This is a genomic window from Croceibacter sp., assembly GCF_002716225.1.
Lineage (GTDB): Bacteria > Bacteroidota > Bacteroidia > Flavobacteriales > Flavobacteriaceae > Croceibacter > Croceibacter atlanticus.
In genome coordinates this window covers 20,894-47,879 of sequence record NZ_PAZX01000002.1, presented here as the reverse complement: position 1 = coordinate 47,879, position 26,986 = coordinate 20,894, and the positions used below count along the sequence as shown (strand labels likewise).

Below are 26,986 nucleotides of genomic sequence, written 5' to 3'. Positions count from 1 at the left end.
TATTGTTTAGTCCAGAGGATGGCGATTTTGACTTTGCCGTTGGAAAAGACATTGTTTCAGCCTTTGCAGGTATGGCAGATTACAGATCTTTTAATGTAAACACACATAATCCTTCAACAACGACAACGATAAAAACAGAACGTTCTGCAAAACAAAAAGAACTTATCGAGTTGTATGAGGCTATTAGGAATTACCGCAACGGTGAAACCACTAAGTTTTCACCAGATGCTGTTTTTGATATCTTGAAGAAACACCATAATGAAGATTGGTTACTACCTTTAGAGATTTATGAATTAGAAGTTGAGCGAAACACAACTCTATCAAAAGAGGTGTTCAGATATTTAAATGAATTAAAAGAGCGCAGACCAGAAGTTAGTCATTTAATTGAAGGTGGTTTAGAGCTTTTAGAAACGCCAGAGCATGATTAGGTTTCAATCATTTTTTTAAGCTTAATTAATTAGAGTATTGTTGGTAATGCTCTTTTATAAGTTTTTCAACAGGTTTATTCTGTGGTGTAAACCTATTGTTTTGCATACCGCCAACTTCTGAATGATTATGAAACCATTTCCATATAAAACCACCTGCAAACCAAGGCTCATTCCAAAATTCTTTAAATAAAGCGTTAGTTAAATTAAGCTGCGCTTCATGATTTATTTTGCCATCTTCACGTTGTGATTCCCAAGGCCTATTTCCGGAATAATCAATACTTCTGTATCCATATTCTGTAAATAAAATAGGCCTATTATAGGTGTCACTTAAGTTCTTGAGAGTTGTTTTCCAAGGTTGCCAAGATTGTCTTGATGCTTTTATAGTTGGAGTCTTATCTTCTGAAATAGGAAAATAGGCATCTGCACCGATAGCATCCATCTCATTCCAAAATGTAACTTTGTCTACTTTATCCCAATTTTCTGCATAGGTTAAATTACCACTATAAATAGTTTTAATTTTCTTAATGAGTTGAGACCAAAATTTAGGTCTAGCATTTACAAAATTATAAAGTTCTGTACCTATACAAAACCATTCTGCATTGGTGTCTTGAGCTAACTGTGCGTATAATAAAATAAATCCTTCATAACTGTTTTCGAGCGTTGTCCAATGTTCTTCAGAAGCCATCATCATATCTCCTGTAAATTCTCCGCGAGAAATCCAAATTTGAGGTTTAAGCATAACCTTTATGTTAGCATTGTGAAGATGCTTTATGGTTTCTGTCACACCATCTACGCGCTCACCTCGCCATTGTCTGTCTGTGTTGTAAAGAACCTCTGCAGACTCTAAACTACGTATAAACCCAAAAGGCATAACAGAAGCGTAATTTGCGTTTACATTAGTAATAGGTGTAATATGAGAACTATCTATTGCGTCTCGAGAAGCCACTAAGCTTACACCATTAATTTTAGCAGACTTTTTTGTGTCTTTAGGTTGGCTCTCGCAAGACCAAATGCATATAAGGCTTAAAATCCCTAAAATTATATTTGAAACATGATAACGCATATAGAAGCTTTAATGCTCTAAATATAAGACGAATTAATCTACAGTATATTTTAAAATGTCACCTGGTTGGCATTTTAGTGTTTTACAAATAGCGTTAAGTGTAGAGAAGCGAACGGCTTTTGCTTTACCAGACCTTAAAATAGATAAGTTGGCTTCTGTAATACCTATAGCTTCAGCTAATTCTTTTCCTTTTAAATTTTGCGCAGTAAGAATGCTATCTAAATTTATTATGATTGCCATACTAAACTGTTAGATCATTTTCAGATTTTATCTTTAATGCTTTGTCAAAAGCTTGATTGAGAAGTAAAAAGAATACTCCAATAATAAATAAGAATAAAAGTAATTGATAATTTGAGATGCCGAATTCAATACTAACTTTAGAATCCTTTATAAGATTAAATAGAAATAAGAGTACTAAAGATGAGCCTCCAGAGATAGAGAAAAACTGTCCAATTCGTTTCAAATAATTTACAGAAGTTTTACTAATTAATGACTTCTTTAAAATATGCTTAGACAATTGTCTTAGGTTATGAAAACCTGCAAAAAATAAAACAAACTCTAAAAATCCTATAAACAAAGCTAGGATATATAATGCGGGAATACCGTTACTTTCAATAGGTATATTGGTTTTGAAAATAGTTTGTTGAGGGAAAAATATTAGATATAATATTGTACCAGGAAAAAAGACAACAATAGGTATCATTAAGACATAAGCTATGTCTATAAGTGATTTGAATAAAGTAGTAAGTCGCATATTTAAATTATCGATTAACGATAACAAATATATGCAATTTATCGAAAAACAATAATTTAAGTTGTTAATCTGTTTGTTTTGTCTTGCGTTTAAGCTGTATCCTTAAAGCAAAATAACCAACAATACCTGCTCCAAATGAACCTATAAGAATACCCAATTTAGAAGCTGTTAGTAAATCGTCTTCTCTAAAGGCCAGCTCTGCTACAAATAATGACATTGTGAATCCTACACCTCCTAAAATACTTACTGCAAATATGTCTTTAAACTGTATGCCTGCAGGAAGTCTGGCTATACCTAATTTATAAGCCAAGTAACTAAAGAGACTAATTCCAATAACCTTACCTGCAACCATTGAAATTCCTATTTGTGAAATTAAATGCGTAGCGCTAAGAGAATCTAAATTTATAGTGATACCAGCATTTGCAAGAGCAAATAATGGCATGATAACAATTGCAACCCAACCACTTAAACCATGCTCTAATTGTTGCATTGGAGATTGTACTTGATCTGTTACAGCATTAATCTCATCTACAGCAACCTGTTGTTCTTCTGTAAGGACATGCTTTTTAGGATCACTTTCTTTTAAGCGTTTTAAGTTGTTGTTAAGGTTTGAAAATACATCCTTTAAATTCACATATCTAACTGAAGGTAGTACAAACGCAAGTAATACTCCTGCAATAGTTGGGTGCACACCAGACTTTAAAAATAATACCCAAATGGCAAGACCAAATATTAAGAATAGGTACTTGGAGAATATTTGTAAATAATTAAGTAACCATAATATGAGCAATAGGCCAATAGCAACACTTAAGTATTCAACATGAAAGCCATGACTGTAAAAAATGGCTATAACAACAATAGCTCCTATGTCATCTATTACGGCAAATGTGGTAAGGAAAACTTTTAACCCTAAAGGCACACGTTTACCAAGTAATTGTAATATTCCTAAAGAAAATGCAATATCGGTAGCCATTGGTATTCCCCAACCGTGTGTACCTCTGTCTTCTTGGTTTAGTAAAAAGAATAATGCAATTGGTACAACAATGCCGCCTAGAGCAGCAAAGACAGGCATAGATGCTTTTTTAAAGGAGGTTAGCTCTCCATCTATTATTTCACGTTTAATTTCTAAACCTACGTATAAGAAGAATAAGGTCATAAGACCATCATTAATCCATAAGTATAGAGGTTTGGTTATAGCAAACGTTGTATCTGTAAAACCAAGAGAAAAATCTGATGCCCAAAGTGCGTGGTAAGCATCTTGCCAAGGTGAGTTTGCCCAAATTAGTGCAATAATAGTACACGCTATAAGTATAAAACTTCCAGAAGTTGAGTGATTAATAAAATTCTCAACGGGGTTTTTTGCTATTTTCAAGGGTTAGTCTTTAAGTGTGTTTTCAATTTTTGTGTCTAATAGTCCAAAGATAAAGTTTACAATGAGAACAAGCACAGTTATTGTGAGCAGTTCCCAATACAGGCCAACAGCAGCCAAACAACCTGCTCCAGCACTACACCAAATAGTAGCAGCTGTAGTTAACCCTTTAATGTTTGTGCCTTTTTGAATTATAGCTCCAGCACCAAGAAAACCAATACCTGTTACAACTTGTCCCAAAACACGCGTAAGGTCTGTATAGTCTTTATTGCTAAACTCTAATGAAACCAACACGAATATTGATGCACCCAATGCAACGAGCATGTTTGTTTTAAGTCCAGCACTTTTGCTTTTAAACTCTCTTTCTAATCCTATTAGAAACCCAGATCCTAAAGCTAGAGTTACTCGAATTATAAAATCTTGTAATTCCATACGCTTGTTTTTATAAATATAATAAGGATTATTAAAATGACCTTATCTTTGAGGTATGTTACCAGATCGACTACAGAAAAAAATAGATTTAAGAATAGACAACAATAGTCTAAGAGCTTTAAGGCTACCTCAAAATTTAATAGATTTTAGCTCAAACGATTATTTAGGGTTTTCAAAATTAATTTCTGAAGCTAAAATACATCTTGAAGAATACTCAATTTTAAATGGTGCTACAGGTTCTCGATTACTTTCAGGTCATTCAGCCTTATTTGAAAAAACTGAGCAACAAATTGCAGGTTTCCATAATGCAGAAGCTGCATTACTTTTTAATTCTGGATATGATGCTAATCTAGGTTTACTGTCTGCAATTTTAATGCGTGGTGATGTTGTGTTTTATGATGAATGGTCACACGCATCTATCCGAGATGGTATAACAATGGGATATGCCAAAGCAATAAAATTTAAGCATAATGATTTAGATCACTTACAACAGCTACTTAATAAATTTAAAGGTACAGCAGAATGTTATATTGTGACAGAATCTGTTTTTTCTATGGATGGTGATCAACCAGACCTAAACCAAATTGTAAACTTATCTAAAGCATATAATGCCAACCTTATTATAGATGAAGCTCATGCAATAGGTGTGTTTGGTAATAAAGGTGAAGGTTTAATTCAGGGTTTAGGTTTAGAAACACAGGTTTTTGCAAGAGTTGTCACTTATGGAAAAGCTATGGGTGGTCATGGAGCTGCAATTTTAGGAAGTGTAGGCTTGAAGGAATTTCTTGTAAATTTCTCAAGACCTTTTATTTATACAACGGCAATGCCACCACATTCACTTTTAGCAATTGGTTCGGCATATAATATATTACAAAACAACAAAGGGATTAATTGCCTAGAAAAGCTTCAGAACAATATTAAAGCATTCAAACGTGAGGTTGCTAGGCTAAGGCTAGATAAGTTATTTATTGAGAGCTCATCTGCCATACAATCTTGTATAGTTCCTGGTAATAATAGAGTGAAGAAAGCTTCAGAATTTTTATGCGAAAAAGGTTATGATGTACGTCCTATTTTATCTCCAACAGTTCCAGAAGGAAAAGAGCGTTTAAGGTTTTGCATACATAGTTTTAATTCTAAAGTTGAAATCACTCAAGTTCTGCAACACTTAGCTACCTTTGTGTCACATGGCAAACAACTATAAAACAATTGCAGTATATGAATATAGCTACCAAGCCCAAATTTTAAAAGGGCGTTTGGAGGCAGATGGTATTTCTGTATACTTAGGAGATCTATATTCTGTTGAGGCAGAGCCAGGCGCAAGCCAAGCAATGGGAGGCATTAAATTAAAAGTAAAAGCCGAAGACGTTATAAGAGCTAAGCATATACTAAGTTCTTTAAATAATAATGATGAAGATACGCAATGTTTAAGTTGTCCCCAATGCGAAAGTGTGGACATAGAACATGATATTACGGTTAGTGGTACTAGAGATTTATGGGCAAATCTTAAGCATTTTTTTTCAAACTTACTTTTAGATAATCCAAAAATGCAATACCGTTGTACCAACTGCAATACTAAATTTATACAATGACACATACATATTTTGTAACAGGTATAGGAACAGATGTTGGTAAAACTGTTGCTTCTGCTATTCTTACTGAAGCTTTAGAAGCAGATTATTGGAAACCCATACAAGCAGGAGATTTATCTAATAGTGATACTCATAAGGTTGAACGTTGGGTTAACAACTCTGAAACCAAATTCTTTGATAGTGCCTTTAACCTTAAAACACCTATGAGTCCGCACGCGGCCGCAGAAATTGATGGTGTAACATTGTCTAAATCTAAAATTAAACGACCAAAAACATCTAAAAATCTAGTAATTGAAGGTGCTGGTGGCTTGTTGGTTCCTATAAGTAATACTCAAACAATTGCAGATCTTATAAGTAAAAAAGATAGAGTAGTAGTGGTGTCCAGACATTACTTAGGAAGTATAAATCATACCTTACTAACTATTGAATCACTTAGGGCGAAAGGACTTGAAATCTTCGGTATAATCTTTAATGGACCTTCAGCCAAAACCACAGAAGATATTATAACAAGAATGACTAAAGTTCCTGTTATTGGTCGCATTGAAAATGAGCCTTATATAGATAGTCATGTTGTAAAAGAATATGCAGAAAAATTTAAGAATGAGCTTAAGTAAGAGAGATAGCAAAACAATTTGGCACCCATTAACACAACACAAAACAGCTAAATTGCCATTGGCAATTAGTAAAGCAAAAGCAGCTTTGCTTTATGATGAAAACGGTAAGGAGTATATAGACGCTATTGCATCATGGTACACTGCAATGTATGGCCATTGTAACGATTACATACTTGAGAGTGCTTTTAAACAAATGCAAACTTTAGATCAAGTTGTATTTACAGGCTTTACACATGAACCAGCAGTAAAACTTGCCGAAGAACTTTTATCTATTTTGCCTAAGAACCAAGCCAAAGTAATGTTTAATGACAATGGTTCAACATCTGTTGAGATTGGTATTAAAATGGCACTGCAATTTCATCATAATAACAACGATAAAAGAGATACACTTTTAGCTTTTGAAAACGGATTTCATGGCGATACTTTTGGAGCTATGAGTGTGAGTGGTCTATCTGTTTATAATGGCCCTTTTGATGATCACTTTTTAAAAGTAGTACGTATTCCAACTCCAGACGGAACAAATAATGATAAGGTTTTAAAACAACTAAATGCGTTGATTGAAACTCATAATATTGCGGGATTTGTTTATGAGCCATTAGTACAAGGTGCTGCTGGTATGAAAATGTACGATGCACAAGGCTTAAATGAAGTACTTAAGGTATGTAAGGCAAACAAAATTATAACTGTTGCAGATGAGGTGATGACAGGCTTTGGCAAAACTGGCGCATATTTCGCATCTTTAAATATTAAAGAATTACCAGACGTTATATGTCTTTCCAAAGCACTAACAGCTGGTTTAGTTCCTATGGGTATTACAACTTGTTCTCAAGATATTTATGATGCCTTTTTAGATGATAATGTTGGTAAAGGTTTATTTCATGCACATACCTATTCTGCAAACCCTATTGCCTGCGCAACTGCTTTAGCAGGCTTAGATTTATTGCAATCTCAAGAAATAAAAGAACAGCAAGCTTACATAATTAAAGCTCACGGAGAGTTTTTTAATAAAATTTCAGCCCATCCAAAGGTGCTTAATCCGAGGCAAAGTGGTGTTATTCTAGCTTTTGAAATGGATGTAGAAATGGAGCGCTATGGCGATTTAAGAAATAAGCTTTTTCAGTTTTTTATGGATAAAGGTGTTTATTTAAGACCTCTCGGAAATACAATTTATATTTTGCCACCATTTGTAATTACAGAAGCACAATTACAAGCTGTTTATAGTGCTATACTAGAGGCTTTAGAGTCTTTTTCTTAGGGCATCTAAATTTTTAAGTTAAGGCCAATAAACTCGGCTACTATTCACGATATTTGCAGTATCAAATCTACGCTTTGCAACACCCAATATATATAAAAGGCATATCTACAGTTTCTGCTTTGGGAAGCCATCCTGATGATATTTGGACTAATTATTTGTCTCAACGCTCTTTTTTAAAATCTAAGGAAATAGATGATATTCCAACATTTGTTGGAGAGCTTTCTAACACAGATAAAGAACGTGTTGAGCAATTAAAACAATCTGATAAATTATATGCAGAGTTAGATAACTCTGTGTTGTACGCAATGCTATGTGGAAGAGATTTAATTTTAAAAGCACCGCTTAACACAACAGATTTTGGAATAAACGTAGGGTCATCTAGAGGTGCCACTACGTTGTTTGAAAATTATTATGAGCAATACATAAAATCTGGACAAACCTCTACATTAAGCTCACCTACTACTACTTTAGGGAATATATCCAGTTGGCTAGCTCAAGATTTACAAAGTAAAGGCCCTAGGTTTTCTCATAGTATAACATGTTCTACAGCATTTCATGCGATATTAAATGGTGTAGCTTGGTTGCAAGCACAAATGGCCGAAGAGTTTATAGTTGGTGGTAGTGAAGCACCATTAACTCCTTTTACCATAGCGCAAATGCGAGCTATGAAAATTTATGCTGAGGTTGGTCAGGTAAAAAACCCTAACTATCCAAACCAAGCACTTAACTTAAATAAAACGCGAAATTCTATGATTTTAGGTGAAGGTTCTGGTTTAATAACTTTATCTAAAATACAATCTGAACAAAATGTTGGTGAGATTAAAGGGATTGGTTTTGGAACAGAGACATTAAAACATAGTGCTTCAATTTCTAAAGATGCGGCTTGTATGCAGGCTTCAATGCGTATGGCAATAAAGCAAATAAACCCGAAAGATATAGATGTTGTGGTATGCCATGCGCCAGGAACTGTTAAAGGCGATCAAGCTGAAATAAATGCTATTAAAGATGTCTTTGGAGAACATATGCCAGCTGTAACTTCAAATAAATGGCAACTAGGTCATACATTTGGAGCTTCAGGAATATTAAGTTTAGAAATGGCGCTTCTTATGCTAAAGCATCAAAAATTTATAGGAGTTCCTTTTATTGAAAATCAAATTCAACCTAAAAGAATTAAGAACATACTTGTAAATGCTGTAGGTTTTGGCGGAAATTCTGTTTCAATTTTGGTTTCACTTTAAAGCTATGTTAGCATTTAGAGAGAAACTCGTCTAACACCAAGATTATAAAAACTAACCTCTAATTTTTAGGTAACCCACATTTTCAACTTAACAAACGTTTTGAAAGAACCCCATATAAAAGTCATCATTCCAGCATTTAATGAAGCCAATTCAATTGGTCGTGTTATTGCAGATATTCCCAAACATGTTAATGAGGTTATTGTGGTTAGTAACAACTCAACAGATAAAACTATTGCCATTGCAGAAAGTGCTGGAGCTACAGTTTTAGAGGAAAACCAAAGAGGTTATGGCTATGCCTGTTTAAAAGGCTTGGCTTATATAAAAGAAAGTTTGGTAAAGCCAGATATTATAGTTTTTCTAGATGGCGATTATAGTGATTACCCAGAGTATTTAGATGCCATAGTAAGGCCAATTATTAAGTGCGATGTCGATTTAGTTATTGGTGCTAGGTCAAAAGAGCTTAGAGAAGATGGTAGTATGACTACACCCCAAATCTTTGGTAACTGGCTAGCAACTCGTTTAATGAAACTCTTTTTTAAAAGTAGATTTACAGACCTTGGTCCTTTTAGAGCCATAAAATATGACACATTACTGGGTCTTGAGATGGAAGACAAAACTTATGGCTGGACAGTTGAGATGCAACTAAAGGCATTAAAGCAAAGATTGGCATATACAGAAGTTAAAGTGCCGTATAGAAACAGAATAGGTGTCTCTAAAATATCAGGCACTTTAAAAGGTGCTATATTTGCTGGCGTTAAAATTTTAGGTTGGATCTTTAAATACAGTTTCAAGTAATGGACTTGTTTATCATTATTATCTACACATTAGCTTTACTGTTAATATTCTTCTACAGTTTGGCGCAGCTCAATCTTTATTTTAATTACTTAAAAGCAAAAAAGAGTAAACAGGATTGTGAAACCTTCAACTTAAACAATCCACACGAGGTTCCTTATGTTACGATACAACTTCCCTTGTATAATGAAAAATACGTTGTTGAACGTTTGTTGAATAATATTGCAACTATAGAGTATCCTAAAGATAGATTAGAAATACAAGTTTTAGATGACTCAACAGATGAATCTGTTTTGCAAACCAAAGACCAAATTGAAGAATTAAGAGCTAACGGTCTTGACATTATTCACATAACCAGAGTAAATAGAAAAGGGTTTAAAGCAGGTGCTTTAAAAGAAGGTTTAAAAATTGCAAAAGGTGAATTTATAGCCATTTTTGATGCAGATTTTTTGCCAAAACCAAACTGGTTACTAAAAACCATTCCCTACTTTAAAGATGAACAAATTGGTGTGGTGCAAACCCGTTGGGGACATATTAATAGAAACTATTCTATGCTTACAAAGGTGCAGGCATTTGCACTCGATTTTCATTTTATATTAGAACAAGTAGGACGAAATTTTGGGAACCATTTTATAAACTTTAATGGTACAGCAGGCGTTTGGAGAAAATCCTGCATTTTAGATGCTGGTGACTGGCAAGGCGATACCTTAACTGAAGATTTAGATTTAAGCTATCGTGCACAGCTAAAAGATTGGAAGTTTAAGTATTTAGAAGATGTTGAGACTCCAGCTGAATTACCGGTTGTTATAAGTGCAGCAAGATCTCAACAATTTAGATGGAACAAAGGCGCTGCAGAAAACTTTCAGAAACTGTATTGGCGTTTGTTTACAGACAAAACAGTCTCTGCAAAAACTAAATTTCATAGCTTTTTTCATTTACTTAACAGTAGCATGTTTTTACTAGTATTGTTGGTGGCTATATTAAGTGTACCTGTACTATTTATAAAAAACAACAATCCAGACTTTAGCTGGTATTTTAATGTTATTGCTTTTTTTGGATTAAGTACACTTATCTTTTTTATAAGCTATTGGCTTACTTACAAAAAAATTCATGGTGGCGGATTTAAAAATTTTATAAGCTTCATTGCCATGTTCTTTACTTTCTTTTCAGTTGCAATGGGTTTTTCTGTACATAATTCGGTTGCGGTGATAGAAGGTCACTTAGGAAAGAAATCTGAGTTTGTAAGAACCCCAAAGTTTAATATTAATAGTATTAAGGACTCTTGGAAAGGCAATAAATATTTGAGTCAAAATGTATCTGGAAACACCATAATCGAGTTGGTTTTAATGCTGTATTTTGGATATGCTATTTATAGTGCATTTACCACAGGAGATTTTGGTCTTATTATTTTTCACCTTATGCTTTTTGCAGGATTTGGGTTTGTCGGTCTAAAATCGTTATTTGCAAAAGGCTAAATTCTAATTATGAATGCTTTTGTGAAGCACCACATACTTACTGGGTTTTTAACCTTAAGTCTCTTGGCAATGTATGCCACTTTTGCATATGATTTAAATAGAGCAGATTTTCCTAAATTAATATCCTTAATTGTAGGTCTTTTCTTTTTATCCTACGCTCTATATAAAAGAGCTCGTGTTTATTTCTGGTTTTTAGTTGGTGTTGCTTTTACAGCAAGACTGGTGTTTATTGGTACGTTGCCAGGTTTATCACAAGATTTTTACAGATTTTTATGGGATGCCAGGTTGCTAGCTCAAGGTATAAATCCCTATTTGCAAACTGTACAATCTTTTATAGATCAAGGTTTACAGCCAGTAGCACAGTCTGATGCTTTATATAAAGGTATGGGCGCTTTAAATGCAGGACACTACACAAATTATCCACCAATAAATCAACTGTTTTTTCTTATATCTGGTTGGTTATCACCAAACTCGATACTTGGCGGAGCTGTTATACTTCGCCTTACTATTATATTGGCAGACTTAGGTATTCTGTATTTTGGGAGTAAGCTATTAAAATCACTTAAATTACCAAGGCATTTTATTTTTTGGTTTATATTAAATCCATTTGTCATCATTGAGTTTTCTGGGAATTTACATTTTGAGAGTGTTATGCTCTTCTTTTTTATGTGGGCCTTATATTTATTGCATAACAAACATTGGGCTTGGGCTGCTGTGTTAATAGGCGTGTCTATTTCAGTTAAATTATTGCCGTTACTTTTGTTGCCTTTATTATTAACTTATTTTAATACTAAAGACCTTAAAGAGGCTTCGTTTCTACATCGAATAGCTTCAATAAACATTAAAACGTTAGTATGTTTTTACGGTATAGTAATACTAACCACACTCGTTACTTTTCTTCCGTTTTTATCAATAGAATTCATCACTAATTTTCTAAATACTATTGGACTTTGGTTTCAAAATTTCGAATTTAATGCTAGTGTATATTACATAATAAGATGGATTGGCTTCCAAACTATAGGTTGGAATATTATTGGTACAGTTGGAAAAATATTACCAATAGTAGTTGTTTTAACCATTCTTGCTATTGCTACATTTAAGCGTATAGAAACCACAACCCAATTACTGGTTGCTATGTTATTTGCTGTAAGTGTTTACTTTTTACTTTCTACAACAGTGCATCCTTGGTATGTGGCAACGCCGTTGTTGCTGTCTGTATTTACAAGGTATAGGTTTGCAATAGTTTGGTCTCTGTTAGTTATGCTAAGCTATAGTGCATATGGCGAAGAATTTAACGAAAACTTGTGGCTGGTAGCTGTTGAGTATTTGGTTGTTATAGGAATGGCAGTTTATGAAATTTGGATAGTAAAACACAAGAGGCCTTTATTAACCTAAGCTTTATTTTTTACGCTCTATCACGTAATTTACCATAAGTTCTAAACTTTCTTTATAAGGTGAAGGCGGAAATTTTTCTAATAGTGCTAAAGCTTCTTTTTGAAACTGTTTCATTTGCATAACTGCATACTCTAAGCCTCCATTTTCTTTTACAAATTCAATAACCTTATTTACACGAGCCTTGTCCTTGTTATGGTTTTTAACGGAGTTAATTAACCAACGTTTGTCTTCTTTACTTACAGTATTAAGTGTGTAAATAAGTGGCAGTGTCATTTTCTGTTCTTTTATATCAATTCCGGTAGGTTTACCAATAGCAGTATTTCCATAATCAAACAAATCGTCTTTAATTTGAAAAGCCATACCTATCTTCTCACCAAATAAACGCATAAGCGTAACATCGTCAGAATTTGGGTTAACAGATGCAGCGCCCAAACTACAACAAGCGGCAATTAAAGTGGCCGTTTTCTTCTTGATTATGTCGTAGTATACATCTTCAGTTATGTCTAAACGGCGCGCTTTTTCAATTTGTAAAAGTTCACCTTCACTCATTTCTCTTACTGCAACCGAAATAATTTTAAGTAAATCAAAATCATTGTTGTCAATAGATAATAATAAACCTTTAGATAGCAGATAATCTCCTACAAGAACTGCAATTTTGTTTTTCCAAAGCGCATTAATAGAGAAAAAGCCACGACGCCTATTAGAGTCGTCTACAATATCATCATGTACCAATGTGGCCGTATGTATAAGCTCAATAACAGCCGCGCCACGGTAAGTACGATCGTTTACAGAACCTTCACTTACCATTTTAGCCACAAGAAACACAAACATTGGGCGCATTTGCTTTCCTTTTCTATTAACCACATAATGGGTTATGCGATTTAGGAGTGCCACTTGAGAAGACATGGATTGGCGAAAACGCTTTTCAAAGTCTTCCATTTCCTGTTCAATGGGCTGCTTTATTTTAGATATTACTTTCACTATTACAAAGATACATAAGCCAAATTGAATAATTTATATTTAAATAAAGTAAACAAAATCCGATGAAATGTTTACATTTATAGATGAAATACTAAACTTTAAACTATTTATTATGAAAAAAATTACTTTGTTAGCAGCTTTACTGGTTGCTTTCTATTCAAATGCGCAAATTGAAACCTCTTTTGAAACAGGAGAAGGATTCACAGTTGGGGCTCTAAATGGTCAAAATGGTTGGGCTAATACAACCGGTGCCGATGCAAATTTTTCAATCTCAACAGACCAAGCTACAGATGGAACACAATCATTGCAATTAATTCCAACTAATGGTCAATCTAACTTAGTTGCATTAGGGCCAACAATTACATCTTCTGCAGATGTAGTAGTATTTACCGTTGATGCATTTATTGAAGCTGCTCCAACTGGTGGTGAAAATTCAGATGTTCAGATTATCACCCAATCTCCATCTCAAGAATTGGTTACAGCTCGTGTAAATTTTGATTTTCAAGGCAATGTTTCTGTATTAGACGATGATGGTACTGGTACTGAAACTTTAGCATTTATTCCTGCAGGTACATTTGTTAGAAATGCATTTTTCGAATTTAAAATAGAGCATAGGTTTGCTGATAATGAAATTCTATATTACATAGATGATTCTCTTATTTATACAGGAGAAGCATTTGGAGCAACTAATGTAGAGTCTGCTGTTTTCTTATTTGATAATTTTGAAAGTGGAGCATACTTTGATAATTTAACTTACGCAGAAAATCCACTTGCTGTTGAAGAATTTGCAGCATTAAATTTCACGCAGTTTGTAGACTCAAATAATACTCTGTATATGTCTTCTAATGAAGTGTTAGAATCTGTAGAACTATATAATGTATTAGGTAAACAAGTAAAAACTGTGAAGCTAGCTTCTCAAGAAGCACAAGTAAGTCTTGCAGATCTTTCTTCTGGAATTTACTTAGCTAAAGTAACTGTAAATGGTCAAAACAAATCTTTCAAGCTAATTAAGAAGTAATTTTATTAGACTTAAAATTTAAAAAGCGATCCTAATAGGATCGCTTTTTTTATTGAATTCGATTAATGGCTATGGTATCCATATCAAATTTTTCATAGAGCCAAGCCCTAAGTCTTTTTTGGTCTTTTATTATAGTTTGTTGCGGAATACTATCTACCCACTTTACAGAAAAGGTAGGAATGGTATCTAGAGTTGTATTAATAGAGTCTGTAGCAGAAAATGTACTAACCAATTCATTTGAAAATGAAAACCGCTGAATGTTAGGGTAGTTAATTTTTGTTTCTCTACTTAGACCTTCAAAAGGGATTCCTGCACCTTTTAGTTTAGAAAGTTGATCTTCTAACAATAGGATACGTGCATCTTTACTTTGAAGTGCTTCTTGATTTTTAAGATAAAGATCTTCTAATATTCCAGCTTTTACAGAAGAGCTCAGTTGTTCTGCCAAATCACTACTTTGATCTGATCCTTGATGAATTTTAAGATTAGCATCTTTAAGAGCTTCATCTTTCTTAAGTTCAGCAATCCAACTATTTATTTTACTGCTAGGAACTGGTTGTCCTATTAAGTACACATTAATATCCTTTGATTTAAAATCTTGAGTAGATTTTACAACTTCTGTACCTTCATACTTAATAACATTGGTTACAAAATCGTTTGTTTTAGTTTCAAAGACTTGTATTCTAAGCAAGTTTATAAATAAGTAGACACTTGGTACCATAACTATAATTGCAATTAGTGAAGCAATAAAAGCTATACGCTTACGGCGTTTTTGGTTGGCATACTTTACTAATGGAAAACCAAGTAACTTAGATACTAAAAATGTAGATAATGCTATAAATACTGCATTTATAGAAAATAAATACATAGCACCACTAGCATAGCTCCAATTACCAATAGCTAAGCCATAACCTACAGTACATAATGGTGGCATTAAAGCAGTAGCAATAGCAACACCAAATATTACACTTGCAATGGTTCCTTTTTTAGTTTTAGCTACAATAAGAGCCAAACCACCAAATAAGGCAACAAGTACGTCTAATATTGTTGGGTAAGTTCGAGCCAATAATTCTGGAGTAGCCTCGGTTATAGGCGATATTTTAAAATAGATAAATGCAGTAATAACACTTAGGAAAATCATAACACCTAAGTTTACTAAAGATCGTCTTAAGGTGTCAATATCATTAATAGCAACAGACAACCCAATACCTACAATTGGTCCCATTAATGGAGAAATAAGCATTGCTCCTATAACAACAGCAGTACTGCTAACGTTAAGCCCGATAGAAGCTACAAATATTGAAAAGATAAGAATCCAAGCGTTATGCCCTTTAAAAGGTATGTCTTTCTTAACGGCTTCAATAGTCGAATCCCGATCGGTATCATTTTTTATATTCAGAAGCTCTGAAACAAAAATTTTAATTTGTTGCCAAAGACCTTGTGCTTCTTTACGTAAGTCTTTGTTTTCCTCATCTAAAGGAGGATTGCTACCTATATTAGGTTCGTTTGCCATTAATTTAAGTTTTTACCTAATTTTTGCTGTACAGATTTACTAATAGATTTTATGTCTTGTTCTTTCTCCTTTGGAACAATCATTAAAACATCATCTCTATCTACAATGATATAATCTTCTAAACCATCTATTACCACAGCTTTGTTAGACTGTGTGTGTATCATATTTCCTTGGCTGTTGGGTGCAAATGTTTCAGCATTTACAATTGCATTATTCTGAAAATCTTTGGTAAGCTTTTCATATAAAGATCCCCAAGTACCAAGGTCATTCCAGTCAAAAGTAGCGGGTAGTACTCTTACATCAGCAGCATTTTCCATTATACCAAAATCTATAGAAATGTTATCTGCTTTAGGATATGTTCTTGATAGGAATTTTGTTTCACGTTCTGTATTTAAAGCATCAATTCCTCTAAAAAACAGATGATGCATATCTGGCATTTGTTTTTCAAAAGCTTCGACAATAGTATTAGCACTCCAAATAAAAATTCCGGCATTCCATAAGTAATTGCCGTCAGCTAAAAATTGTTTTGCAAGCTCTTTATTAGGTTTTTCGGTAAAATGCTTAACTTTCTTTATTGGTGTAGAAGTGTCTTCTATATAATTTATATAACCATAACCCGTATTTGCAAAAGTTGGCTCAATACCAAGAGTCATAAGAATAGGTTGTCTTTGGCAAGCATCAAAAGCCGTACGAATATTATCGTTAAAAGCATTTTCATCTTCTATCCAATGATCACTAGGAGCTACGAGCATTAATGCATCAGGATTTTCTTTCTGAATTTTTAAAGCTGCTAATAATATACAAGGTGCCGTATTTCTCATTACAGGCTCTAGGACTATTTGTCTATCTGTTACATTAGGTAACTGCTCTTTTACCAGGTCTTCATATTTTGAGTTGGTGAGTATAAAAATATTCTCTTCTGGTACAGTTTTAGAAAGCCTTGCAAAGGTTTTTTGTATTAATGAAGAGCCAGTGCCTAGCATATCATGAAATTGCTTTGGGAAACTAGTAGTGCTTACAGGCCAAAATCTTGATCCAATACCACCAGCCATTAGCACAGCATAGTAATTTTTATTTTCCATTAATAGTTAGTTTTTAATAAATTCAACTTCTGCATTAGGTTGAAACAGGTATACTTTTCCTGTTGCTATTTCAACACATTCATAGCGTTTTACACGCTGTAATCCTTTTTTGAAAACTTTACCATTGTAAATTTTGAATATACTTCCGGTAGGTATTTCAAATATATAATTTTTATCAGTTGGAGGATCGTAAGACTTCAGTTTAATAGCTAGTTGCGTATCTGTATCACTACTTGCTTTGGGGTTTTTAAAATGTCTTGCGAGATAGGGTAGCAGCTCTTGAGGAAAAATATTAGGATTAATAAATGGTAACATTAACAAAGTAAATGTACGTTTCCACTCTTTGCCGTGTGGCTTTATTTGAAATCCAAATTCCTGAAATGCTTTTAAATGAGCAATTTCATGTATTAAAGTAATTAAAAACCGATATGGGTTTAAGTTGGCATTAACAGTAATCTGTAAGGTGCCATCTGGCATTTTCCTATAATCGCCGTGGCGCGTCTTACGTTCGTTTACAATTTTAAGGTGTACGCCATAAGTCTTTATAAGATTAAACGCTGGCTCTACAGCCATTGGTGGTAAATATTTAGTTAAAACATTAGCCATTAAGGTGTGGTGCTTGAAACCTGTAATATTTTTCCATTATAAAACTGTTGTCCAGTTAAAGCAAAATTAGCAATATATTCTGCCATTTCTTCTGCAGTTACTGGAGCTTGAAAACCAGGAAAAGCTTGCTCTAACATTTCGGTTTGTACAGCACCTAAAGCCAATACATTAAACGACGGTCCTGTTTCCTTATACTCTTCTGCTAAAAGCTCTGTTAATGTAATGAGTGCACCCTTGCTAGAACTATAGGCAGATAATCCTGCAAATTTCATACTTCCTTGTATGCCGCCCATACTACTTATATTAACAACATGGCTTTTGTTGTTCATATAAGGTAGTGCTTGTTGGGTCATATTTACAACTCCATAAACATTAGTATTGTAAACACTTTTAAAGGTATCTAAAGAAGTAGTGTTGAAAGATGAATTTGCTAACAGGCCTGCATTGTTTATTAATATGTCTACACGATTATTAAACACATTTTTTATAGCATTGTTAAGAATGTTGTTTTGCTCTTCTTTTGTAATATCAAGATCTAAACAAGTAACATTATCTAGGGATAAAGACTTAAGGTGAGATGTGTTTCTAGATAGCGCAATAACCTTGTGATTTTGTATGGAAAATAGTTTTGCCAACTCTAAGCCAATACCTTTACTTGCGCCAGTAATTATTATGTGTTTCATGTATGATAATTTTACAAAAAATAAACATTCTAGAATTAAAAACCTGATGTTGTAATTATTAATATCAGATTGTAATATTATATGAGTTAAGAGCATAAAAAAAGGTCCGTAAAAATTACAGACCTTTTTTTATTTACCCAAAAGAGTTAGGCCAGCATTGTAACTGGGTTCTCCATATAAGTTTTAAAGGTTTGTAAGAATTGTGCTCCTGTTGCACCATCCACAGTTCTATGATCATTTGCCATAGTAACTTTCATAGTATGTCCAACAACAATCTCACCGTTCTTAACTACAGGCTTTTCAACGATTGCACCTATAGATAGAATAGAAGAATTAGGCTGATTAATAATACTAGTAAATTCTGTAATACCAAACATTCCTAAGTTAGACACTGTAAAAGTGCTACCAGACATCTCATCTGGAGTAATTTTCTTGTTTCTAGCTTTACCAGCTAAAGATTTTACATTACCACCAATTTGGGTTAGAGACATTTGGTCTGCAAATTTAAGTACAGGCACCAATAGGCCTTCATCTACAGCAACAGCAACGCCCATATGTATGTGGTTAGCTACTTTTGTTTTGTCGCCATCCCATTGAGAATTAACTTGTGGATGTTTGCGTAACGCCATAGCAGCAGCTTTTATAACCATATCGTTATAAGATACTTTTACATCTGGCATTTGATTAATTTGAGATCTAGAAGACATTGCGTGCTCCATATTTATCTCTACAGTTAAGTAGTAATGTGGCGCAGAGAATTTAGATTCGCCTAAGCGTTTTGCAATTGTCTTACGCATTTGAGAATTCTTAGTTTCCTCAAAAGACTCCTCACCAGCAGGTACATAAGGTTGTACTGTTGGTGCCTCATTAGTTTGAGACTCTTTAGTTTGAGCAGTGTCTTTTTTAGATGTTGCTGAAGGTTTAAAGTTCTCTATATCTTTCTTTACAATACGGCCATTATCTCCACTACCATTTACTTCAGATAAATCTATTCCTTTTTCTTCTGCCATTTTCTTAGCTAAAGGAGATACGAAAATTCGTTTTCCGTCTGAAGTTGTACTGCTTTTAGAAGAAGTTTCTTCTTTGTCGGTATCAGCCTTAGCATCTTTCTCTTCTTTAGAAGATTTTGTTTCTGCTTTAGAAGCTTTAGGGCTGTCTCCAGAAATTCCAGATACATCTGTTCCTTCAGGTCCTATGATAGCTAATAACTTATCTACTTTTGCAGTTTCACCTTCTGCTACGCCAATTTTTAAAAGGGTACCAGAGTAAAAAGATTCAAACTCCATCGTAGCTTTATCGGTTTCTATTTCTGCAAGGATATCACCTTCTTCAATAGTATCGCCTTCTTGTTTTAACCAAGTTGCAACAGTACCTTCTTCCATAGTATCAGAAAGGCGAGGCATTGTGATTATTTCTACACCTTCTGGTATGCCTGAATCGTCTGAAGAAGACTCTTCTTTCTCGTCAGTTTTCTCCTCATCATTTGATTCTTCATTATCGCTTTCAGAAGATTTTTTATCTTCTTTGTCGCTTTTAGAATCTAAAGCACTAGAACCATTTAGTAGGTCTGAAATATCTTCACCTTCTTCACCGATAATTGCCAAGAGTTGGTCTACAGGAGCAGTTTCGCCTTCTTCAACACCTATATGAAGTAATACGCCTTCATAAAAAGACTCAAACTCCATAGTAGCTTTATCTGTCTCTATTTCAGCAAGAATATCACCTTCTTCAACTTTGTCTCCTTTTTGCTTTAGCCATTTAGCAACAACACCTTCTTCCATGGTGTCACTTAATCTTGGCATATTTATTACTTCGGCCATCTCTTAAACTGGTTTATGTGATAAAAATGGATAGTCTTCTTGCTCGTAAACAACGTCATACATCACGTTCTTTTCTGGGAAGTCTGAGTTTTCTGCAAACTCTTCACATTCCTTAACAAGATCTTTAACTCTCTGATCTATTTCTTTAACTTCATCTTCTGTAGCATATTTTTTATCTAAGATAATCTCTTTTACTTGCGTTATAGGATCTATCTTTTGGTATTCTGCTACTTCGTCTTTAGTTCTATATTTTTGAGCATCACTCATTGAGTGTCCTCTATATCTGTACGTTTTTAACTCTAAGAAAGTTGGGCCGCCACCAGTTCTTGCACGCTCAATTGCTTCAGACATTGCTTCTGCAACCTTAACAGGGTTCATAGCATCTACTGGTCCGCAAGGCATTTCATATCCTAAACCAAGTTTCCAGATATCTGTATGGTTTGCTGTTCTTGCAACAGATGTTCCCATGGCGTATCCATTGTTTTCAACACAAAATACTACAGGTAAATTCCATAGCATAGCCAAGTTAAAGGTTTCATGAAGAGAACCTTGTCTTGCAGCACCGTCTCCAAAATATGTGATGGTAACATTGTCTCTATCATGATACTGGTCTGCAAATGCTAAACCTGCACCTAGAGGAATTTGACCACCAACAATACCGTGACCACCATAAAAACGGTGTTCTTTAGAGAAAATATGCATAGACCCACCAAGACCTTGTGAGGTACCTGTGCCTTTACCATATAATTCTGCCATTACACGTTTAGGGTCTACACCCATACCAATTGGTTGTACGTGGTTTCTGTAAGCTGTTATTAAACGATCCTTATCTGTATCCATAGCATGCAATGTACCTGCAAGGATAGCTTCTTGACCGTTGTAAAGGTGTAAAAACCCTCTAACTTTTTGTTGTATATATACTTGTGCTAGTTTGTCTTCAAACTTTCTCCAAAATAGCATGTCTTCATACCACTTTAGGTAGGTAGCTTTTGTGATTTTCTTCATAGTGATCGTGTTAGCATTTCAAAATTCTTGAAATGGGTAACAAAAATAAGATAATAAGGGTGATTAAAAAATTTACGACAAGGAAAGAATGCCTATAAATAAGACTTATCAAAAGCTAATGGTAATAAGTCTGATAATGAGCTAACTTTTACAACTTTTCCTGTTTGTCCCATAAAGTAAATTTCTATAGGTGTTTCTTGTTTTATCTCGTATTCCGATATAGATTGTCTGCACGCGCCACAAGGTGGAATAGGAGTCATTACCGTATGGTTTGATGAAGATGCAGATAATGCCATTCTCGTTATTTTTTTGTCAGGATATTGTGAGCCAGCATAAAATATAGCAGTGCGTTCTGCACATAAACCTGAAGGATAAGCTGCATTTTCTTGATTGTTCCCAGTTACAATTGTACCATCTTCTAATATGAGTGCTGCTCCAACTAAAAATTTTGAATAGGGTGCATAAGCTTTATCTCGAGCTTCAAAAGCTTTATGCATTAGTCCTTGAATATCTTCTGGACACTCTTCTAAATTATCGTAAACGTGTAGGGTAGCGGTAATGTTAACTTCTTTCATATATGATAAAGGTAAAAAAAGCTCCCAAAAGGAGCTTTTTGTATATCTATTTAATTAGAGATTTTAATATTCATCCCAAGTATCTCCAAAATTAAAGGCTAAGCTAAATCTTAAAGTGCCTTCTAATGGGTTTTGAGTTTGAGATGTAGAGAATAGATAAGAAACATCTATAGTTGCTAAGCTGTACCTAAAACCTGCACCAATTGTTGCAAATTTTCTAAACCCTTTTTCATCACTTTCATTAAAATAACCAGCTCTAAAAGCAAAGCTATCTTGGTACCAATATTCTGCACCAATAGCCCAAGTAAATTCTTTTAATTCTTCACTAAAACCATCTGGAGCATCTCCCCAAGAAGAGAAAATAGCACCAAAAGAACTTGTATTATTGTAATCTCTTATTGCTTGCTCATCTTCTTCAGATAACTGTCCGTCCATATCCTCATCGACAGCTGGTGGCGTTGGTACTAATAGCTTGTTAACTTCAACTATTGCAGAAATCTTATTGTCGAAGTCTAGAATAAAGTCGTGCCCTACACCTAGTCTAAAGTTTGTAGGAATAAAGCTTTCTTGTCCTGCATCATCATATTTAATTTTAGGGCCTATATTACTTATGTTAACACCAGCTCTCCAGCGTCCATCAAAATTATTATAAGCAATTTCTTCACTTTGATAATAAGCAGAAACATCTACGCCAAAGGTATTTGCTGCAGAAGCGTCATTGTTAGTACTTTGTATTTGTAAGTCTGATCTTATATAGCGACCTGTAACACCCATAGAAAAACGCTCACTTAATTTAAGAGAGTATCCAAGGTCTAAGGCAAGCTCATTTGGTTTTACTAATAGTGGTTGTTGGTCTGGTGTTTCTCTTAACTCAATATCACCATAACTCGAATATTTTAAAGATCCTGCAACAGCACTACGTTCGCTAAATCTATTGTAATAGGTTAGCGTACCTATATTTATATCATTAACCAACTCTCTTAGGTATGGTGTGTATGAAACTGCAATACCTTGTTGGTCAAGTGCAAATGCATATTTTGCTGGGTTCCATTGCTGTGAGTAGGTGTCTGGTGAAGACGCTGCTCCCATATCACCAATACCAGATGCTCTTGCGTCTCCTGAAATTAATAAGAAAGGAACACCTGTTGTAATAACTCTGTTGTTTTCACTTTGCGCGTTAGCTTGTATGTTGAATAACAGAAGGGTGCCAAATAAAACAAATGCTGCTTTTTTCATGTAGTTCAAAATTTTAACAAATATAGATTTTTAATTGTATTTATAGAATGACCAGTTTTTCAAATTTGCTGAAACTCTTATTTGTAACTGTAGATTTAACCGAAAGTTTATAAATATAAACCCCTTTTCCTATACGGTCACCAAAATCATCTCTGCCATCCCAAGTTATATCTCTGGATAATTCTGAAACACCTGTATTCACTATTTGGTTAGTTGTCCAGACCACTTTTCCGGAAACAGTCATAACTTGTACTTGTACTTCTAAAGGTTCAAATGGGCGATTATGTTTAAACCAAAATTCTGTATAATTTGTAAATGGGTTTGGGTAATTTAAAACCCTTGTAATTGCAAGCTCATCATCACCAGTTACAATAAACTGTATGTCTGCAGTAGATTTATTATTGTAGGTGTCCCAAGCTGTAAAGGTTAATGTATGTAAACCTTCTTCTAGTCCTCTTAGCCTATAAACAACTTCACCTTTAGAGTAGTCATCTACTTCTGCTTCATAGTAGTCATTAAGGATTATAGGATCTATTTCTTCGCCATCTAAAACAGCTGTAATGTCATGGCCAATACCACTCGCCGTATTTATACCATTAAGGTCCTCTAATTTTGCTAATATAAATGGAGAGCTATTTGTTATGTCTCCAGACACAAAACTCTCATCATTCATAAAGAGATTTATAATTGGAGGCTCGTTATCTTCTGGCGCATTTTCATTTATTCCACCTACTAATATCTGTTCATTAAAACCGGATTGGTCATCTAGCTCTCCTTCTTTTTCAGCATAAAAACTAATTCTACCATTACCAACAGGAATACCTATATCTTGTGGAACTATAAAATCAAACTCAAACTCACCGTTAGTGACAGAGGCTTGGCCTCTAAAAATTGTATTTCCTAACGTTGTGAAATCTAGTAGGAGTAATTGCCCATCATCATCTCTCACATTATCATTTCCTAATGTTGTGCGTTGTATCCTTTTATCAAAAATGGTAACTTCTAAATTACCAGTGTAGTTATTTAACAATCCGCCAGAAGGTGTAGTTACTTGACCTCTCATTTTTACATAGCTTAATGCTTTTAGGGTATCTGTAGGTTGAGAAATAGGAGTGTCATTAATATGTGTTAATCTCACATTTGGTTTAGGGTTAGAGAGTTTCATTGCAGGATCTCCTAAATAAAACACAACACGTTTTCCGTTGTTGTTTATTTCGTTCTTAGTTTTCCTTAAAGCTTCTGCAACAGAGTCGTCATTACCATCATAGTCGAATAGGAATGGTGCCAAGATTGCATTAAAATCTACACCATTTACTACGGTAATTTCTCTTGTTGTAGTAATCATAGCTACAGAACCGCCAATTGGATTTTGTAGTGTTAACTCTCCAGCAGCAATCCTTAAAGGGTTGTCAAATTTTGTAAACTCACAAGTTACAGTAACAAACATGGTGTACCTGTTTGTATTTGCCCAATTATTAATTCCTGGTTGTGTAACAATAAATTCATTAGCTAAGCCATCTTCTCCGCCGTGACCAAAATAATTTGTTACAGTGGCACCTCTTTCTATTGCATTTGTAATGGCTTCGTTTACATCTGGATACCTGTTTCCTCCAGCTGTTGATTCTTGTTGAAATGCATCTGAGTGAATTTTATATACATTTAAGCTAGGTTTGTTTTGTACTATTTCATCTCCCAAGGCATCTAGTTGTACCTCGATACCTTCATATTCAAACTCAACATCTACATCATCTGAAATTAGTAGAAAGTTATTTCGCCATCTTCCATAAGATACTTTGCTTTCGTAATCAATAATTTTGTCTACTAACGTTCTTGCTAATTGAGGTGTGTCGGCTAAAATTCTACCAATAGCAATATCTAGTTTGTCAAAGTTCTGAAAGGTACCTTCGTTAGGGTCTATCATCCCAAAATAATCATCTGAAGCAAACGAGCTTAATAAAGAGAAGCTACGAAGCCTTTGGTAGGTAGGTATGATAAGGTTGTTATTTTGAAGTCTGTCTTTATAATCTACAGAGCCTTCACCAAACAAACACACGTATTTTAAACGGCTTGCTGGAGATGAGGCGTTGTCATAAACATATTTAACAAAATTTCTTATTGCAGAAATGTCTTGTTGTCCAGAGCTAAATTCGTTATAAATGGTTTGTAGCTGCACTACTTTTACATTAAGGCCATCTCTATCTCTTCTGTATTGAGCAAGCCTATTAGCTTCAGAAATTAAAGTATTATCTACCAGCATTAGATAATCTACATCTTCAAAATTCGCTGTATTGCTGTTAAATATTGTGCCTTTAAGATTTTGATTAATTACCTGTGATTGTGATTCTCTCAAAGGTGTGTAATAGTCTGTTGGTGAAATAGCCACATAGTTTCTCTCTTCACCTAATGTGGTTTTAAAAGATAATGTATTTGCGTTAGTAGTATTTGCAATACTTGTAACTTGTTGTGCATTGGTGATATCCCAAACCTGAGATATGTTTTGTGAATTCTGAATTATATATTCTCCAATGCCAGAGGCTGATATAGCGTCACGATTTTTAAATTTAAACTGAATATTGTCTGCAATGAGTTCTCGTCGTGCTTCTATACTTATGTAATCTAAGTAGCCTCTACTGGCAGGATTACCATTATTATTGTAATTGAGATTAACTGAAACATTATCTGAAGTTGCATCTACATTGCCGACAAATTGATTAGCACTTCCTAAGGATGTTCCTGCAATGGCTCCAAAAAAGAGATTATCTACATCTTCACCATTAATATTTACATTTAATGTGGTAGAGCTTTCTGAAGCTGCTGCTGCATAAACTTTTACGAGCATTTGCTCAGAATTTACAATGTTGGGGAAGTTAAACTCATAAGTTCTGTCATTCTCAACATCAAAACGATCTCCAAACCAACGTCTTCCTACTAAAACAGGAGAAAACCTGTCTTCTTCAACGAACTTGTAATCATCAAATGTTGTAAAAGTTACGTCTGGTGTTCCTGTAGGCTGAGTAAAAGGAAAAATACGATTACCTAAATCACCATCGGCTGTGATATAGTAGTAAGCACGTTCTGCATACGGATTAATATTGCTGTTGTTTTCCTCTACAAAACCATTAATACTTTCGGCGTAAAAAAGAACACTGTCATTATTATCAAAACTGCCGTCTTCTTCGCCAATAACTTGAATGCTAACTTGTGGTGGATCAAAATGTTCATTTTCTGAAACTAATAATGGTAACGCTCTTCCGCCATGTCCATAAATCTTTAAACGTCTAGGATCTATGTTATTCACATTCATACCTAAATCTTGGAGGAAACTACGGGTAAGTTGATGCACACCATCCTTTTCAACATAAAACTTATAAATATTTCCAGATGCTAATACAGAATTTGTTACTGCTTGAGACTGTGTGTTATTAGTTGCTCGTTGAAGTGATGGGTTGTTGGTGTAATTAACCGTAAAAGAAGTAAGTCTCTTGTAAGTGTTTTTGTCTTTAATAATTGGGCTTAATCGTAATGTAGCATAACCAATGCCTCTTGCGTATGAAATTTTAAGTTCAGGATTATGGTTAGTTGGTATTTTCGAAGTATCTAGGTTAGATAGTAATGTCTTATTAATAGTTTGGTAAGATACATTACTTAAGGAAACAGAATTTTGTGAAATATATCCAGATTCTTTCCATTGTGTGCTATAATGTATTGTTTTTAAAACATCATCAAATTCAAAATTCTTGGTTTCAAAACCTGGTACTGTAAATGAAGATCTAGAGGTTGCAACAGCTTTTTCATCTTCCCAAACAATAGAAAACTGCTTAGATTGTGCGGTAACAACGACAGTAAATAATAAAAAAGTAAAGAATAAAGATATTTTCATGGACTACAATAACGCAAATTTTTATGGAGTAGTATTTGTTAAGACAACAAAAACAAAATTAAGTATTTATACGAATCTTAACCTATTTTCGTTCTTCTAATAATATAATGTATGTTTGTACTTCAATTAACGTAAAATAATCTTGAAAAGTTTGCGTTAATTATTATATTGCAAACCCAAATTTCA

General features: G+C 34.1%; 24 protein-coding genes and 1 pseudogene. 10 read left to right on the top strand and 15 right to left on the bottom strand.

Features of this window, described 5'->3' with window-relative positions; all coding sequences use genetic code 11:
- Positions 1-428: pseudogene (locus tag CL818_RS00920) on the top strand (aromatic amino acid hydroxylase); the annotation flags it as partial.
- A gap of 25 nt (positions 429-453) precedes the next feature.
- Here CL818_RS00920 and CL818_RS00915 read toward each other — a convergent pair.
- The 5 genes from CL818_RS00915 to CL818_RS00895 form a co-directional block, all read right to left on the bottom strand.
- On the bottom strand, positions 454-1,491 hold the full coding sequence (locus tag CL818_RS00915) for a glycoside hydrolase family 113 (RefSeq protein WP_272972560.1): 1,038 nt from the start codon (positions 1,489-1,491) through the stop codon (positions 454-456).
- Positions 1,492-1,524: 33 nt separating this feature from the next.
- On the bottom strand, positions 1,525-1,731 hold the full coding sequence (locus CL818_RS00910; RefSeq protein ID WP_013186836.1) for a helix-turn-helix domain-containing protein: 207 nt from the start codon (positions 1,729-1,731) through the stop codon (positions 1,525-1,527).
- 1 nt (position 1,732) lies between these two features.
- Positions 1,733-2,245: a DUF2975 domain-containing protein gene (locus CL818_RS00905; protein ID WP_272972559.1), complete on the bottom strand. Its 513-nt coding sequence runs from the start codon at positions 2,243-2,245 to the stop codon at positions 1,733-1,735.
- 64 nt (positions 2,246-2,309) lie between these two features.
- On the bottom strand, positions 2,310-3,617 hold the full coding sequence (gene nhaA, locus CL818_RS00900) for a Na+/H+ antiporter NhaA (protein WP_013186838.1): 1,308 nt from the start codon (positions 3,615-3,617) through the stop codon (positions 2,310-2,312).
- Between the two features lie 3 nt (positions 3,618-3,620).
- Entirely contained in the window at positions 3,621-4,046 is a 426-nt protein-coding gene (locus tag CL818_RS00895; protein WP_272972558.1) for an MgtC/SapB family protein, read from the bottom strand.
- Positions 4,047-4,101: 55 nt separating this feature from the next.
- On the opposite strand from CL818_RS00895, the gene CL818_RS00890 reads away from it, so the two are divergent.
- The 8 genes from CL818_RS00890 to CL818_RS00855 all read left to right on the top strand — a co-directional run bounded on the left by CL818_RS00890 (position 4,102) and on the right by CL818_RS00855 (position 12,404).
- A complete protein-coding gene (locus CL818_RS00890; protein WP_286971155.1) occupies positions 4,102-5,247 on the top strand; it encodes an aminotransferase class I/II-fold pyridoxal phosphate-dependent enzyme in 1,146 nt (381 codons plus the stop codon).
- Positions 5,231-5,635 carry a DUF2007 domain-containing protein gene (locus tag CL818_RS00885; protein WP_219360420.1) on the top strand — a complete coding sequence of 135 codons (405 nt, stop codon included), beginning with the start codon at positions 5,231-5,233 and terminating at the stop codon, positions 5,633-5,635. Before CL818_RS00890 ends, CL818_RS00885 begins: the two co-directional genes overlap by 17 nt.
- Positions 5,632-6,249: a dethiobiotin synthase gene (bioD, locus tag CL818_RS00880; RefSeq protein ID WP_272972556.1), complete on the top strand. Its 618-nt coding sequence runs from the start codon at positions 5,632-5,634 to the stop codon at positions 6,247-6,249. Before CL818_RS00885 ends, bioD begins: the two co-directional genes overlap by 4 nt.
- Entirely contained in the window at positions 6,236-7,504 is a 1,269-nt protein-coding gene (gene bioA / locus CL818_RS00875) for an adenosylmethionine--8-amino-7-oxononanoate transaminase (protein WP_272972555.1), read from the top strand. The genes bioD and bioA overlap by 14 nt, the downstream gene beginning before the upstream one ends.
- A gap of 74 nt (positions 7,505-7,578) precedes the next feature.
- Positions 7,579-8,742 (top strand): beta-ketoacyl synthase N-terminal-like domain-containing protein, encoded by a 1,164-nt coding sequence (locus CL818_RS00870; RefSeq protein ID WP_272972554.1) that lies wholly within the window; start codon positions 7,579-7,581, stop codon positions 8,740-8,742.
- A gap of 99 nt (positions 8,743-8,841) precedes the next feature.
- Positions 8,842-9,537 (top strand): glycosyltransferase family 2 protein, encoded by a 696-nt coding sequence (locus tag CL818_RS00865; RefSeq protein ID WP_272972553.1) that lies wholly within the window; start codon positions 8,842-8,844, stop codon positions 9,535-9,537.
- Entirely contained in the window at positions 9,537-11,009 is a 1,473-nt protein-coding gene (locus CL818_RS00860; protein ID WP_272972552.1) for a cellulose synthase family protein, read from the top strand. Before CL818_RS00865 ends, CL818_RS00860 begins: the two co-directional genes overlap by 1 nt.
- A 9-nt stretch (positions 11,010-11,018) precedes the next feature.
- Positions 11,019-12,404, top strand: a complete 1,386-nt coding sequence (locus CL818_RS00855) for an MptA/MptB family glycosyltransferase (RefSeq protein WP_219360415.1) — start codon at positions 11,019-11,021, stop codon at positions 12,402-12,404.
- Positions 12,405-12,407: 3 nt separating this feature from the next.
- Here the strand turns inward: CL818_RS00855 and CL818_RS00850 are convergent, their stop codons facing one another.
- Positions 12,408-13,343, bottom strand: a complete 936-nt coding sequence (locus CL818_RS00850; protein ID WP_013186848.1) for a polyprenyl synthetase family protein — start codon at positions 13,341-13,343, stop codon at positions 12,408-12,410.
- Between the two features lie 154 nt (positions 13,344-13,497).
- On the opposite strand from CL818_RS00850, the gene CL818_RS00845 reads away from it, so the two are divergent.
- Complete coding sequence (locus CL818_RS00845; protein ID WP_158305529.1) at positions 13,498-14,403, top strand: T9SS type A sorting domain-containing protein; 906 nt, start codon at positions 13,498-13,500, stop codon at positions 14,401-14,403.
- Between the two features lie 49 nt (positions 14,404-14,452).
- On the opposite strand, the gene CL818_RS00840 is transcribed toward CL818_RS00845, so the two are convergent.
- From CL818_RS00840 to porU, 9 genes are all read right to left on the bottom strand, one after another.
- Entirely contained in the window at positions 14,453-15,913 is a 1,461-nt protein-coding gene (locus CL818_RS00840; protein WP_013186850.1) for a DUF389 domain-containing protein, read from the bottom strand.
- Positions 15,913-16,995 (bottom strand): mannose-1-phosphate guanylyltransferase, encoded by a 1,083-nt coding sequence (locus CL818_RS00835; protein WP_013186851.1) that lies wholly within the window; start codon positions 16,993-16,995, stop codon positions 15,913-15,915. The genes CL818_RS00840 and CL818_RS00835 overlap by 1 nt, the downstream gene beginning before the upstream one ends.
- A 6-nt stretch (positions 16,996-17,001) precedes the next feature.
- Positions 17,002-17,601 carry a SprT-like domain-containing protein gene (locus CL818_RS00830; RefSeq protein WP_013186852.1) on the bottom strand — a complete coding sequence of 200 codons (600 nt, stop codon included), beginning with the start codon at positions 17,599-17,601 and terminating at the stop codon, positions 17,002-17,004.
- Positions 17,601-18,284 (bottom strand): SDR family NAD(P)-dependent oxidoreductase, encoded by a 684-nt coding sequence (locus CL818_RS00825; protein WP_013186853.1) that lies wholly within the window; start codon positions 18,282-18,284, stop codon positions 17,601-17,603. The genes CL818_RS00830 and CL818_RS00825 overlap by 1 nt, the downstream gene beginning before the upstream one ends.
- A gap of 146 nt (positions 18,285-18,430) precedes the next feature.
- Complete coding sequence (locus CL818_RS00820) at positions 18,431-20,104, bottom strand: pyruvate dehydrogenase complex dihydrolipoamide acetyltransferase (RefSeq protein ID WP_219360414.1); 1,674 nt, start codon at positions 20,102-20,104, stop codon at positions 18,431-18,433.
- A gap of 3 nt (positions 20,105-20,107) precedes the next feature.
- Positions 20,108-21,109 carry a pyruvate dehydrogenase (acetyl-transferring) E1 component subunit alpha gene (gene pdhA / locus CL818_RS00815; protein ID WP_013186855.1) on the bottom strand — a complete coding sequence of 334 codons (1,002 nt, stop codon included), beginning with the start codon at positions 21,107-21,109 and terminating at the stop codon, positions 20,108-20,110.
- Positions 21,110-21,201: 92 nt separating this feature from the next.
- A complete protein-coding gene (gene cdd / locus CL818_RS00810; protein WP_013186856.1) occupies positions 21,202-21,684 on the bottom strand; it encodes a cytidine deaminase in 483 nt (160 codons plus the stop codon).
- A 63-nt stretch (positions 21,685-21,747) separates the two neighbouring features.
- A complete protein-coding gene (gene porV / locus CL818_RS00805; RefSeq protein ID WP_013186857.1) occupies positions 21,748-22,920 on the bottom strand; it encodes a type IX secretion system outer membrane channel protein PorV in 1,173 nt (390 codons plus the stop codon).
- A gap of 40 nt (positions 22,921-22,960) precedes the next feature.
- Positions 22,961-26,800 carry a type IX secretion system sortase PorU gene (gene porU / locus CL818_RS00800; RefSeq protein WP_272972551.1) on the bottom strand — a complete coding sequence of 1,280 codons (3,840 nt, stop codon included), beginning with the start codon at positions 26,798-26,800 and terminating at the stop codon, positions 22,961-22,963.
- Positions 26,801-26,986: the final 186 nt, after the last annotated feature.